The 13,627-nt window shown below is 60.0% G+C and carries 10 protein-coding genes; 7 read left to right on the forward strand and 3 right to left on the reverse strand.

Features of this window, described 5'->3' with window-relative positions; all coding sequences use genetic code 11:
- Nucleotides 1–12: 12 nt before the first annotated feature.
- Together EKD03_RS03325 and EKD03_RS03330 are read right to left on the reverse strand one after the other, a co-directional pair.
- On the reverse strand, nt 13–1,260 hold the full coding sequence (locus EKD03_RS03325) for an MFS transporter (protein WP_129627432.1): 1,248 nt from the start codon (nt 1,258–1,260) through the stop codon (nt 13–15).
- Between the two features lie 4 nt (nt 1,261–1,264).
- Nucleotides 1,265–2,608 (reverse strand): GH1 family beta-glucosidase, encoded by a 1,344-nt coding sequence (locus tag EKD03_RS03330; protein ID WP_129627435.1) that lies wholly within the window; start codon nt 2,606–2,608, stop codon nt 1,265–1,267.
- 176 nt (nt 2,609–2,784) lie between these two features.
- Here EKD03_RS03330 and EKD03_RS03335 point away from each other — a divergent pair, with 176 nt between their 5' ends.
- The 4 genes from EKD03_RS03335 to EKD03_RS03350 all read left to right on the forward strand — a co-directional run bounded on the left by EKD03_RS03335 (nt 2,785) and on the right by EKD03_RS03350 (nt 7,556).
- Complete coding sequence (locus tag EKD03_RS03335) at nt 2,785–3,861, forward strand: hypothetical protein (protein WP_129627438.1); 1,077 nt, start codon at nt 2,785–2,787, stop codon at nt 3,859–3,861.
- 214 nt (nt 3,862–4,075) lie between these two features.
- Nucleotides 4,076–4,873 (forward strand): 3-hydroxy-5-phosphonooxypentane-2,4-dione thiolase, encoded by a 798-nt coding sequence (gene lsrF / locus EKD03_RS03340; protein WP_129627441.1) that lies wholly within the window; start codon nt 4,076–4,078, stop codon nt 4,871–4,873.
- 219 nt (nt 4,874–5,092) lie between these two features.
- Nucleotides 5,093–7,063, forward strand: coding sequence for a bifunctional aldolase/short-chain dehydrogenase (locus EKD03_RS03345; protein ID WP_129627444.1), 1,971 nt, complete (start codon nt 5,093–5,095; stop codon nt 7,061–7,063).
- Nucleotides 7,064–7,250: 187 nt separating this feature from the next.
- Entirely contained in the window at nt 7,251–7,556 is a 306-nt protein-coding gene (locus EKD03_RS03350) for a helix-turn-helix domain-containing protein (RefSeq protein ID WP_129627447.1), read from the forward strand.
- A 67-nt stretch (nt 7,557–7,623) separates the two neighbouring features.
- Here the strand turns inward: EKD03_RS03350 and EKD03_RS03355 are convergent, their stop codons facing one another.
- Nucleotides 7,624–8,817, reverse strand: a complete 1,194-nt coding sequence (locus EKD03_RS03355) for a restriction endonuclease (protein WP_129627450.1) — start codon at nt 8,815–8,817, stop codon at nt 7,624–7,626.
- A 247-nt stretch (nt 8,818–9,064) separates the two neighbouring features.
- Between EKD03_RS03355 and EKD03_RS03360 the strand changes: the two genes are divergently transcribed.
- From EKD03_RS03360 to EKD03_RS03370, 3 genes are read left to right on the forward strand one after another with little or no spacing between them, the layout of a single operon-like run.
- The gene (locus EKD03_RS03360; protein ID WP_129627453.1) at nt 9,065–11,146 is read left to right on the forward strand and encodes a beta-alanine-activating enzyme beta-propeller domain-containing protein; all 2,082 of its coding nucleotides are present in this window, start codon (nt 9,065–9,067) and stop codon (nt 11,144–11,146) included.
- Nucleotides 11,147–11,148: 2 nt separating this feature from the next.
- On the forward strand, nt 11,149–12,345 hold the full coding sequence (locus EKD03_RS03365; RefSeq protein ID WP_129627456.1) for a protein phosphatase 2C domain-containing protein: 1,197 nt from the start codon (nt 11,149–11,151) through the stop codon (nt 12,343–12,345).
- 4 nt (nt 12,346–12,349) lie between these two features.
- Nucleotides 12,350–13,621 carry a vWA domain-containing protein gene (locus EKD03_RS03370; protein WP_129627459.1) on the forward strand — a complete coding sequence of 424 codons (1,272 nt, stop codon included), beginning with the start codon at nt 12,350–12,352 and terminating at the stop codon, nt 13,619–13,621.
- Nucleotides 13,622–13,627: the final 6 nt, after the last annotated feature.

Below are 13,627 nucleotides of genomic sequence, written 5' to 3' on the forward strand. Positions count from 1 at the left end.
GATGTTGCGTCTCTACACACGCCCCCGACGCACAAACACCATATACACCCAACCTACCGCCAACCCGTAGCAGATCGCCGTCGCGATGAAGATCGGGGTGAACCCGAACTGACGCTGTACCTCAGCACTGATCGTTGGGCCGATGATGTAGGCTGCCGAGTAGGAACCAGCGAGCAACCCGCTCACTACGGGGCGCGCTTCATCGGCGCTCTGTTCCATGGCATAGGCTTCGTAGAGTGGGTTGGCCATGTTCATGAGCGCCCCGCGTAGCAGCGCCATGAACGCTGCGATCCATAGGCTGGGTGCCCATGCCAGCAGGAGGAGACACACTACCGCCAGCCCCTGGGTTAGTACGACGCTGCGCGGTTTGCCCAGGCGTGCCGAGATCTGGGGCGCGAGTAGCGCGGCCAGCCCGGTGCTGATGCCGATAGCGGCAAAGACCAGGCCGAGTGTGGTGTCGGGGGTGGCATAGCGCTGGCGCACGTAAAGGCTCAGGTAGGGGATGAGGAGCGATGCCCCGCACGAGATGAGGAGCGGGGCGATCAGCAGCCGCCCAATCGCCCACGGGCGGCGCATGCAGATGCGCCACAGGTGCCCCATGCTACTCGCTTGGGGTGTGCCGCTGGGTTGCGGCGGGCTGGCCGCAACGCGCACGCGCAGCAGTGGCAGACTCGCCACCAGAACCAGGAGCGCCGAGATGGCGAAGGTGAACTGGTAACTGGCCGCACTCTGTGGGGTAACCCGCCATAGTGCCACGCCAAGCCCCGGTAGCCAGCCGCCCACCAGGTTGCCGACGCCACTCATCGCGATGCTCAGGCCAAAGCGCATGCTAAAGAGCGTGTCGCGCGCACCATCCCCACTCAGGCGCATCATCAGCGGGGCCGCGCTGAGTTGGAAGAGCACCGAGGCCGGGCCACTCAGTCCCGCGCCCACCAACAGCGGCAACGGGTCGGTGTTGCAGGCGAGGGTTAAGAGGGAAGCGACCAGCAGCCCGCAGGCGATCAGCATGCTGCGTTGCAGCCCCACCCGCAGCAACAAGCCCCAGAGCGGCAAACTACTTAGGCTCGCGGTCAGTACCGGCAGGCTATTGAAGACCCCCAGCAGACTGATCTCGCCCAGAAGGGGCAGGGCCAGCGTGCGCTGATCGTAGCCCAGATCGAGTAACATCAGGTTGAGAAACAGACTGCTGAGGGCCAGAGCAAAGGTGATCAGGGCCACATGGAGCAGATAGAGCCGTGCAACAGGGCTGAGTTGGTGCATCGGTTCAGAGTCCGTTGTTGGCAATCACCTCGCGGAAGAACGCAGCACTCTGTTTGGGAATGCGACGCTGGGTGGCGTAATCGGTGTAGATCAGCCCAAAGCGCTTACTCTTGCCCTTGGCCCACTCAAAGTTATCGAGTAGCGTCCAGGCAAAGTAGCCACGCAGATCAATCCCCAACTCAATCGCACGGTGGGCGGCAGCAATATGGCTGCGCAAATAGGCGATCCGCTCGGTATCGTTGATCTGGCCATCGGGGTCGAGGGTATCCTCAAAGGCCGCCCCATTCTCGGTGATGTAGAGTGGTAGATCGGTATACTCGCGCACCTTCTGGAGCGACTCGACAATACAATCGGGATAGATCTCCCAGCCCATGGCGGTGGTGGGAGCCTGCGGTTCGATCTTCCGCACCGCCAGGAGCGGGTCGCGCCAATCGGCGCGGTGCAGCAGGCGGGTGTAGGTATTCACCCCCACATAATCGAGCGGTCGGCTGATGATCGCCATATCGCCGGGGAGTACTGGGGCACGCATCATCCGCACACCCAGGCGGAACATGAGATCCTTGGGGTAATGCCCACGAAAGAGCGGATCGAGGAAGATGCGGTGCATCGCGCCATCCACGCGCCGTGCCGCCGCCACATCAGGGGGGAGCGAGGTCGCCGGGTGGCTGGGCCAGATCAGCATGACAATGCCGATCTGCGCGTTCGTGGGGCGTACCGCCCGGAATGCCTCGACTGCCAAGCCATGGCCGAGGAGCAAGTGGTGGACAACCGGCAGAATCGCCCACGGATTGCGGCGGCCAGGGGCATTCTCGCCATTGCCATAGCCATAGAATGCCTGAATAAAGGGTTCATTCAGGGTTGACCAGATCGGCACCTGATCGCCCAACTCCTGAAAGAGCGCATAGGCATATTCAGCAAACCGCAGTGCGGTATCGCGGTTGACCCAACCACCATGATCTTCCAACGCCTGCGGCAGATCCCAGTGGTAGAGCGTGGCCACCGGCTTGATGCCGCGCTTATGCAGCGCATCCACCAAGCGCTTGTAGAAATCGAGACCCTTCTGGTTGAGCTTCCCGCCGCCCTGCGGAAAGATGCGCGGCCACGCGATACTAAAGCGGTAGGCTCCTAGGCCCATCTGCGCCATCAGTTCAACATCCTCGGCATAGCGGTGGTAGTGGTCGCATGCCACATCACCAGTCGTGCCATCAACAATCACACCGGGCTTGCGCACAAAGCGATCCCAGATACTATCACCCTTACCATCCTCGGCCCAGGCTCCCTCGATCTGGTAGGCGGCGGTGGCCGCGCCCCACAGAAAGCCGGACGGAAAGCGTCGTGTTGTGTTCATTGGTGCCTCGGTTGCTATGCGGTTGCGCCCCTATTATACCCTTCCGACTATGCCGCGTGCTATAATGCCGGGTAGTGAATGGGGCGCGTTGCAACGCGCCCCCAAACCCCATGGTATGGTGTTGCATAGCGGCGTAGCCGCTATGCAACACCATACCAAAATCTTTTGGAACGGCTGTGCAAGCATTCAACACCACAACCCTCTCTTCCGCACCCCACTACGGGCGGCCAACCCTGATCTTTTTCTGCGACCTTGATGGGCCGGAGTTATTGGCGCTCTTGGAGCAGCCCGGCCTGTTGGATGAACTGACCATCCAGAACTATGGGGTGGCGGTCGCCATCCGCGACCTCAGCTTTGCGTTGGTGGCGGCGGTGCGGCGGCTCAATCAGCATCGTATCCCGCTCGTCGCTTGGTTGCAACTACCACAGCACGAGGGCAGTTGGTTCCACCTGCAAAACTACCCCCAGGCGGTCGAACGTTACCGCAGTGTGCATCGCTGGGCCAAGGAGCATGACCTGAGTTTCCAGGTGATCGGGATAGACATCGAGCCACCCTCAAGTGAACTCGACCGCATCCAGCGTTGGGGGCTGCGCGACCTGACCCGGCGGCTCTGGTTGGCTCACGAGAATGTGCTCTTTACCGCAGCGCGCGCCGCCTACACCGATCTGGTCGGCGAGATCCATAGTGACGGCTACGAGGTGCATGCCTACCAACTCCCGGCCCTGATTGATGATCGCCGCGCAGGTACGACGGTGATCCAGCGTGCCTTTGACATTGTGGGTATCCCCGCTGATGTCGAGGTGGTGATGTGCTATAGCAGCGTGCCGATTGACACCCTCGGCAATGATATGGGCGGAGCCTTGATCCGTAACTATGGCCCCTCCGCCGACAGCATTGGGGTGGGCGCGGTCAATAGTATTGCCGTCTCCAGTGCCCCCGACGATCTACCGCCCCTGCCGGGGGCGGCCCTCGAACGTGATCTGCTGTTGGCAGCCCACTATACCGACTTGATCTATATCTGTTCGCTGGAGGGCTGTGTCGAACGTGGCCTGTTGCCTCACATCAGCCGCATGAATTGGGAGACTGAGGTGCGGGTTGATCCGTTGCGCCAATGGAGCATCGCCACCCTTCGTATGCTCCTGCTGCTGGGCCTGCTCATCTCGCGCTTCAGTGGTGGCCTCTTCGCCTGGATGGGCTGGGGGCTGTTTCTGCTGCTGCTCGTGCGCCAAAGCCGCCATGCGGTACGGCGATGACTTGTAGGGGCGAAGCATCGCCGGCCATGTGGCAGGGGTACCCGAACGAGGTTGGCGGGCGATGCTTCGCCCCTACGAGATGATCGGGGAACCCGGCAATGATAGAGTTTCTTACCCCCTAGTTGACAGCCGCCCACGAGAGTTTATAATTGCCCCATTTCTTCCCTCGTTGTCATCCTTGTGACATATACGCAACACTGAGGAGCTTGTGACTATGGATTGGGGCAAACAGAACCGCTGGTCTCAGATCACCAAGAACGGGCGCTGCTTCTTCCTCGCGATGGACCACGGCTACTTCCTTGGGCCAACTCGCCGCCTTGAGAAGCCGAGCGAGATGGTCACGCCGTTGTTGCCCTATGTTGATGCGCTCTTCGTGACCCGTGGCGTGCTGCGCGCCAGTATTGATCCCAACATGAAGGTTCCGGTCATCCTGCGCGTTTCGGGTGGCAGCAGCGTCATTGGGGGCGATCTCTCTAATGAGACGGTGACGACCTCGATTGATGAGGTCATTCGCCTGAATGCCTCTGCTGTGGGACTCTCGGTCTTTGTTGGCTCGGACTATGAGTTCCAGACGCTCAGCAACCTCTCCAACCTGATCAATGCCTGTGAACCCTACGGCATTCCGACCATGGCTGTCACCGCTGTGGGCAAAGAGCTTGAGAAGCGCGATGCGCGCTACCTGGCACTCGCCTGTCGTATCGCCGCTGAGTTGGGTGCCACGGCGGTCAAGACCTACTGGTGCGAGGATTTCCACAAGGTCGCCGAGACCTGCCCGGTGCCAGTGGTGATTGCTGGTGGCCCCAAGTGCGATACGATCCTCGAAGTCTATGATTTCGTCTACGACGGCCTAGAGCGCGGCGCTATCGGTGTCAACCTGGGCCGTAATGTCTGGCAGGACGAGCATCCCGTCGCGGCGGCGCGGGGTCTCCAGGCACTCATCCACGAGAATCTCACCCCCGCCCAGGCTAATGATCTCTACCAGACGATCAAGAACGAGGGCGGCGCGGCGTAACACCCATAGCGGGGGTGTGGGGGCCGCAGGCCCCCACGAATAAAAAGGTTTTTGATGGTGCGGTTGGCCGCAAAGCGGCCAACCGCACCATCAAAAACCTCGGTTTGGGGCGTAGCCCCAAGCAGAAACTGCGTGAACTTGAGGGGTAGAGGGGCGCGTCACGACGCGCCCCTATGTATATGGCGGCAAAGCCGCCATATACCAACAAGATATTTACCTATGCAAAACCGATGGGATCATGCGACGGCGGCCTCGTTCGCCGATGACCTCGCCCAGTGTGTCTACGCTTCGCGGCTGCTCGGCTCCGACCCGGCCCTCGTCTTGCATGGCGGTGGCAATACGTCGGTCAAGATCGAGCAAGCCGACATCTTCGGTCAACCCCAGACGTTGCTCTATGTGAAGGGCAGTGGTTCTGATCTGGCCACGGTGGAGGCCAAGGATTTTGCCCCGGTACGGTTGGAGTATCTGCGGCGCTTGACGACGCTGGAGACGCTCTCCGATCAGCAGTGGCTGAATGAGCTACGCGGCAGTGTCGTGGATGCCTCGGCTCCGCCAGTCTCAGTGGAGGCGATGCTGCATGCGCTCCTCCCGGCCAAGTATGTCTTCCACACCCACGCCGACGCGGTGCTGGCAATCACCAATACCCCTGGTGGTAGCGAGCGCATCCGCGAGATCTACGGCGATGACGTGATCGTGGTGCCCTACGTGCGCCCCGGTTTCCCCGTCGCTAAGCGCTGTGCCAGTATCTTCGCCGCCGAGCTTACCGCGCAGACGCGGGGCGTGGTGTTGCTGCGCCACGGCCTCTTCAGCTTTGGGGAGACAGCCCAGGAAGCCTACGATCAGATGATCGCGCTGGTGCAGCAGGCCGAAGCCTACCTGGCGGCTTGCCCAGTTGCCGATACCCCGGTGCAGATGCCCGACCCCGAAGCCCCCCTGCGCTACGATCTGGCCGCACTTCGCCACGCCATCTCGCAGGCTGCCGGTGCTCCGATGATCCTGGCCACCCACAACGACGCGGCATGCCTGCGGTTTGCCCAGCGCCCCGATCTGGCCACCATCTCCCAGCAGGGGCCGGCCACCCCCGACCATGTCATCCGCACGAAGCGCGTGCCGATGCTGGGCCGCGATGTGGCTGCCTATCGCGCTGAGTATGAGCAGTACTTCGCCGAGAATAAGGATCGCGCCAACTTCGAGCTTACCATGCTCGATCCCACCCCACGGGTCGTTCTCGATCCCAGCCTGGGGATGGTTGCCGCCGGGCGCACCGCCCAGGAGGCGCGCATCGCTGCCGAGATCTACCGCCACACCATGGAGATCATCGCGCAGGCGACAGCGCTGGAGTCCTACCAGTCCGAGAGCACCGCCGAGGTCTTCGACTTCGAGTACTGGGAACTGGAACAGGCCAAACTGAAGCGCCTAGGCCGCCCGCCGCTCTTTGCGGGCGAGATCGCGCTCGTCACCGGCGCGGCGTCGGGGATCGGCAAGGCGTGTGTCGAGTCGCTCATGGCGCGTGGGGCAGCCGTGGTGGGGCTCGACATCAATCCGGCCATCGAGACCCTCTTTGATCGCCCCGACTACCTGGGCATCCGCTGTGATGTGACCAGCGAGGAGCAGATGATCGCCGCGCTGGAGCAGATCGCCCGCACCTTCGGCGGCCTCGACATGCTCATCCTTAACGCGGGCATCTTCCCGCCCTCGCGCCGCGTTGATGCGATGCCGCTGGCCGAGTGGCAGCGCACCATGCGCATCAACCTCGACTCGAACCTCATCCTGATGCGCGAGGCCCACGCACTGCTCAAACTCGCCCCGCGCCGGGGCCGCGTGGTCATCATCGGCTCCAAGAACGTACCCGCACCGGGGCCGGGCGCAGCCGCCTACTCAGCCTCCAAGGCCGCCCTCAACCAGTTGGCGCGTGTCGCAGCCCTCGAATGGGGCCAGGATGGCATCCGCATCAACAGCCTGCACCCCAATGCCGTCTTCGACACCGGCATCTGGACCGAGGAGGTCTTACAGGCACGCGCTAAGAACTACGGTCTGACCGTGGAGCAGTACAAGACCAACAACGTCATGCGAATCGAAGTGACCAGCCGTGACGTGGCCGAGTTGGCCGCCGAGATGTGCGGGCCGCTCTTTGCGAAGACCACCGCTGCCCAGGTGCCGGTGGATGGTGGGAACGAGCGGGTAATTTAGGGATTGGGGTTACCGGGGCGGTGCGAGGGGTAGAGACGCAATATACCGCGTCTCTACCCCTCGCACCGCCCCGCTGTTGTGTTAGGGTTGATTAACAATTTTGGGATCTTGCATATGTTTTAAGGCAACTCCCTTCTATGGGACATAAAACAGAACCGAGGTTGCATAGTATCCGCTTGGAGCAACTATGCCCAAGCGGATGCAAGATCTTCCAGAGGAATACCTCACCCACCAACGCACTCTGGCCCGTGCCATTGGTGAGCGCATACGCCTGCGCCGGACAGCCCTCGATCTGACTCAGGAGCATCTACGGGCACGCATGGAACTGGCTCATGTCTACATGAGCCGCACCCAATATAGCCGGATTGAGAATGGCGATGCCTTGCCAAGTGCCGATGAACTGATTGTGTTACGCACAATTTTGGGAGTCAGCTTTGATTGGTTGCTCTTAGGGGGCGAGGATGGGGAGAAGAAGAGTCGGGTTGACCGTTAGTAGGGGCGAAGCATCGCCCGCCATGGGGCACCCGAATGAGGTTGGCGGGCGATGCTTCGCCCCTGCTTCAGCCCGGCTTGGTGCGCTGTCGGTAATCACGCAACTGCGCCTCGGCACTCGCATGGAGATCGCGCAACTCATAGGCGCGTAGTTCCTGCCAGAGTTGGGGGGTAAAGCGCACCATCCCCGTCGTTGCATCATATTCGAGGAAGTGCTGAAGGATGAAGCGATCAAGCGGATGCTTGATGATCAACCGCCGCACCGCCGCTAGGTCGGCCTGATCAGGGTTGTGGAGCAGTCCCTCGGTTTCAATCTGCACCCCAGCGCGCAGTTGTTCTTGGTAGAAGGCGCGGAAATCGCGGGCGATAGCATCAATATGGGCCTCGCCGCAGCGATCCACCAGCCGCAGCAGAACGAGCAGGAACACCGGCTTGTAGGAACGGGTTAGTTGGCGGGTACGGGCAAAACTGAGGAATGCCTGACGCCACTCGGCTCCGCTGGTCGGTAGTGCATCCAGCCCCAGTTCATGGCGGATGGTGTTGATGCGATCACGGCGGAAGAAGTAACGCTCGTGCTTACCAACCAGCGGCGCACTATCGGGCGTCAAGCGACCACTGCGCACCCAATCCTGCACGGTATAGGGGTCAACCCGCAACTCAAAACCCAGGGTACGCATGGAGATGAGATCATCCTGTGGAGGGACTACAACCGCCTCGTGGCTTACGGTATAGTCTTCGGGAGAATCTTTGAGGTGTGTAGCAGAGAGCCGTGCTTGGGCCTCAAACTGCAAGAAGAAATCCGCATCTACGTGCGGAATCTCCGCATTCACCTGAACCCCCAGATGATACTGCTGCATCAAAGCAATCAGTTGGTCTCCATTGATCGTATCCACCCCGATCAGGGGCGATTCTTTCGCCTTCTGGAGCGCTTGGGGCGCATAGTTGCTGGTAGTAATAAAGATGCCGTGGCGGAATCTACCGCCTAAAGCCCCGATAAAGCGGTCAATATCGGGCCGCCCGATATTGTTGCGGTGGCGTTTGACCTGCACCCCGGTGCGCACATGCACCAGCCCCGAAGGTGTGATCAGATCCCCCTCGGCATCAATCCCGCCATCACCACGCTGACGGGTCACCGTCACCCGTTGCAGACCCACATACGGCAAGAGATCACCCGCCAGTAACTCGAAGGCATACGGTGAGAGCATGAAGATCTGCTCGCGCAATTGGTGGTGTAGATCGGGATTGTGGGGTGGGTGAGGCATGGTTGACTATTATAGCATCGTGTCGTCATCCCGTAGGGGCGAAGCATCGCCCACCAACCTCGTTCGGATTCCTCTACCACATGGTGGGCGATGCTTCGCCCCTACGACTCTGGGACAATCCCAGATCGGGTGTTGCGATAGGTATGCCAAAACACTATAATAGAACCGCACAAGGTAGTGTTCATCACCCAACCACCTAAATCGTTCTTTTTCGTCCCCCACCACTACGTTACGAGGAAGCCGCAGCATGGGCCTGATTAAACGAGTCGGCACAAAGGGTCTTGGCACGCCATCGGCAGATGATAGCACGCGCCAGATTCCCGCCGCAGAGAGTAGCGCACGCATCACCCCTCCCACTGAGGAGGAGAGCACGCGCCGTATCCAGGGCCAGCCGACGGATGAGGGCACCAAACAGATACCGGTTGCCCCGCCCCGCCCCGCTCCGCCTACCCCAGCGATGTCAGCGGCGGCCTCAATCGCTGATATTCATATCCTCCCAACCGGGACGCTGCTGCAAGGGCGCTACCGCATCGAAGAACCCATCGGCGTGGGTGGGATGAGCGTGGTCTATCGGGGTCGCGATATGCGCTTTAAGGATGTGGTGCGCTATTGTGCCATCAAAGAGATGGCGCAGACAGCACCCGATTCGCATACCCGTGCCCTCAATCTGAAGAACTTTGAGCGTGAGGCAGGTCTGTTGGCGACCCTGCAACATCCTGCTATCCCCAAAGTCTACGATTTCTTTGAAGAGGATCACCGTCTCTACCTGGTACTCGAACTGGTGCCGGGGAAGGATCTCGAGGCGGTTCTGGAAGAAGTAGGCACCCCGATTAGCGAGGCGCGGGTTGTTACATGGGCCATCCAGATCTGTGATGTGCTTAGTTATCTGCATAAACACACCCCCCAACCGATTGTCTTCCGCGATATGAAGCCCTCTAACGTCATGGTGGTGGGCGATGATCGAATCGTGCTGATTGACTTCGGCATTGCACGTAACCTGAATCGGAGCGACCGTAAGGGGACAATGATTGGCACTGAGGGCTATTCGCCCCCCGAACAGTATCGTGGGGTGGCTGAACCCCAGGGTGATGTATATGCCCTGGGGGCGACGCTGCACCACCTCCTTACCAATACTGATCCCCGCCTTGAAACCCCCTTCACCTTCCATGAGCGCCCGATCCGCCAGCTTAACTCCGATGTCTCGGTTGATATGGAGATCATCGTCGTTAAGGCGCTCGAATATGACATGAATGCGCGTTGGGAGAGTGCCGATGCCATGAAGCAGGCGCTCTTGGCAACGATTAGTGGGGTTTCTGCCCCAGGGGCCACCGCTCTGCCTGCGGCTCCCGCTGTTGCCAAAGGTACCCCCCAGACAGAACTGGTCTGGAAGTTTGCCTGTGAAGATGAAATTCGCTCCTCCCCGGCAGTCAACAGCGGGATGCTCTTTGTGGGGTGTTATGATACAAACCTCTACGCGCTCGATGCGGTACGGGGTGAATTCCGTTGGAAGTATGCTACCGATGGTGGGATCAATTCATCACCAGCGGTGTGGCAGGATTATGTGATTGTTGGCTCGGAAGATGGTGCCCTCTATGCCTGTGATATGCGGCGTGGCTCGTTGCGCTGGACATTCCGCACGGGTAAGCCGATCCGCTCCTCGCCGCGCATTGAAGATCGGGTGGTCTATATCGGTTCCGATGATCAACATATCTATGCCGTGGATGCTATCCGTGGGGTGCCGATCTGGAAGTATCGCACCTGGAACCCCATTCGCTCCTCGGCGGCCATTACCAGCCAGGTTATCTTCATTGGTGGCGATGATGGCCATGTCTACTGCCTCGATATACGCAATGGTGCGCTGAAGTGGAAGCAACGCACCCAGCAACCTGTGCGCTCCTCGCCCACCTTCCACGAAGGCTTGGTCTATGTGGGGTCGCTCGATCAGAGCCTCTATGCGCTTGATGCTGAGGGCGGCTGGCCGGCATGGCGCTTCCGTACCGGCCACTATATCAACTCCTCGCCCTGCGTCTTTGGATCGCGGGTCTTTGTGGGTGGCGTGGATGGCTTTATGTATGCGTTCGATGCTAAGAATGGCCGCTTGGCATGGAAGTTTGAAGTTGGTAGCCAGATTACCTCCTCGCCCAGAGTGGAGAATGGACGGGCCTATTTTGGGGCGGTTGATGGCAATGTCTACTGCCTGGACGCTGGAACGGGAACCTTGATTTGGAAGTATCTCACCGGTGCAGCGGTGGTCTCAACACCAGCGATTGCGGATGGGATTGTCTATGTGGGTAGCATGGATCATAACATCTATGCCCTGAAAGGCTAGGTATGGCGCATATACATCAGTCGCTCGATCAGGAGGCGGATGCCACAACAGATGAGGGGGCACCGACTACACCACTATCTGAGGCCGAGCAGAAGACGAGTGAGGGTGCTACCGAAGCCGCCCCGACCACGGTGCCTGATGCTGCTGTTTGGTGGAATAGCTCCGCCACTGATGATACCCCGCTGCCTGCATCAATTCAGGCGACTCCGGTTCCGGCTGCTGAGGAGGATACTCCCACGGCACCGATGAGTCTGTTGGAGATCGAGCATGCCCGTCAGCGCCTTGCCACTATTGCCGCTCAGGTCGCAGCCGCAGAGGATGAACCAGCGATGGTCTCTGAGTTGGCTACCGAACCGATTGATGCGACCCATCAACTCGATATAAACCAGGCTCCCGCCCTGATTGCCCGCCGCTCTCGCCAGGGTCTCGCTGCAATGGCGGTGCGTGATGTTGGGCGTGTGCGTGAGATGAACCAGGATAACGTCTTTGCGATGATCACCACCCTCCCCCGCGATGGGACGGATCTTACGGTGGGGCTCTTCATTGTTGCCGATGGAATGGGTGGGCATCAGGGGGGCGAACTGGCGAGTCGCCTCGCCGTGCGCACCGTCGTGCATCAGGTCTTGAGCCAACTGGTGCTACCCGCCCTCGATGACAACATGAATGCCGCCCTCCAACCGCTCATGATCTCGGCGGTACAGGTGGCGAACCAGACGATCTGGGAGGCGGCGCAGAGTTTGGGTACCGATATGGGTACCACCTGTACCGCCGCGCTGCTGGTCGGGCACGCGCTCTACCTCGCCCATGTCGGCGATTCGCGGGCCTATCTCTTTGAACCGGGTGGCTTGCGTCAACTCACGAGCGATCATTCGACGGTTGGGCGGCTGATTCAACTCGGCCAGCTCGATCCCTCAGAAGCGCGTGAGCATCCGTTACGCAACCAACTCTATCGTACCATTGGCCAACAACCTCAAGTCATGGTTGATTTTATCTACCAGCCGATAGGCGTCAGTTCTCATCTGTTGCTCTGTAGCGATGGTTTGTGGGGCTTGATTGATACTCCGATGTTGGAACAGGCACTGAAGCGCAGCCCTTGGCCACAGGATACCTGTAATGAGTTAATAGCTCTGGCCAATCTGGCTGGTGGCGAGGATAATATCTCAGCCGTGGTTGTCTCACTCCCACTGGCGGAAAGGTGATCTCATGGCACCAGGCATCCAACTCCGCTCAACGCTGAGCCGTAGCCTGCTTCCCGATGTTAGCGAGGAGCAGTTGGTCTATGTGCTGGTCGAAGTGAGTGCCCATGGGGTGCCTACCAGCATCTCGAAGCTGCCCCTCAACCTCTGTCTGGTAATTGATCGTAGCTCCTCAATGCGTGGTGAGCGCCTTCAGCAGGTGAAGGATGCTGCCTACCGCATTGTGGATATGCTCACCGATGATGACTATCTCTCCCTCGTCACGTTTAATGATCGTGCTGAGGTAGTCATTCCTTCCCAGCGCCCGCAGAGTCGCGCCGATCTCAAGCGTATGATTGCTGGTATCGAGGCTGCTGGTGGTACCGAGATGGCCACCGGTATGGCGCTAGGAATTCAAGAGACGCAACGCGCCCTGACTGGGCGTGGGGTGAGCCGGATTCTCTTGCTCACCGATGGACGTACCTATGGTGATGAAGGGCGTTGTGTCGAGATTGCACGCCGCGCTCAGGCACGTGGGGTGGGGCTAACCGCATTGGGCATCGGTAGTGAGTGGAATGAAGATCTGCTTGAGACGATGTCGGCCCGCGAAAATAGCCGTACTCAGTACATCACCTCAGCGGCTGAAATTACCCAACTCTTCACCGATGAGGTCAAGCGGATGCACTCCGTCTTTGCGCAGGGGCTCCAACTGCGCGCCGAGGTGCGTCCTGGTGGCCTGCTACGCTCGCTGGATCGTGTGCGCCCCTTTATTGCCGCGATCCCGGTTGTTGAAGAGAAGGATCTGCTCTGGACGGCGAGTCTGGGTGATTGGCCAGGAACCGATCCGCAAGCCTTTCTGCTTGAGGTGGTGGTGCCGCCCCTCCCCGCAGGCGATCATCCTCTGGTACGCTTGACATTGCGCTATAGCCTGCCAGGTGCCAACCTGATGAACCAAGAGGGCAATCTGGTGTTGCGCATCGGTGTTCGCCCTAGTGCTACGGTTGGGTATGAGGTTGATGCGACGGTGCGCCACTGGTTGGAGCGTCTGGTGGCGTATCGCCTCCAAGCCGGGGCGTGGCAGGATGTCGAAGAGGGCCGTATCGAAGAGGCCACTCGCCGCCTCCAGATGGCCGGTACCCGCCTCTTTGAGGCCGGGCAGGTTGATCTCGCCCGTACCGTACAGGAAGAGGCTACCCGCCTCAGTCGCTCTGGGCAGACCAGTGCTGAGGGCCGCAAGCGAATCAAGTATGGAACCCGTGGCCTGATGAAGGGTGAGGGGATGCAGGAGCGCGAAGTCTAAGCTGTG

This window comes from Candidatus Oscillochloris fontis (assembly GCF_004138135.1).
Lineage (GTDB): Bacteria > Chloroflexota > Chloroflexia > Chloroflexales > Chloroflexaceae > Oscillochloris > Oscillochloris fontis.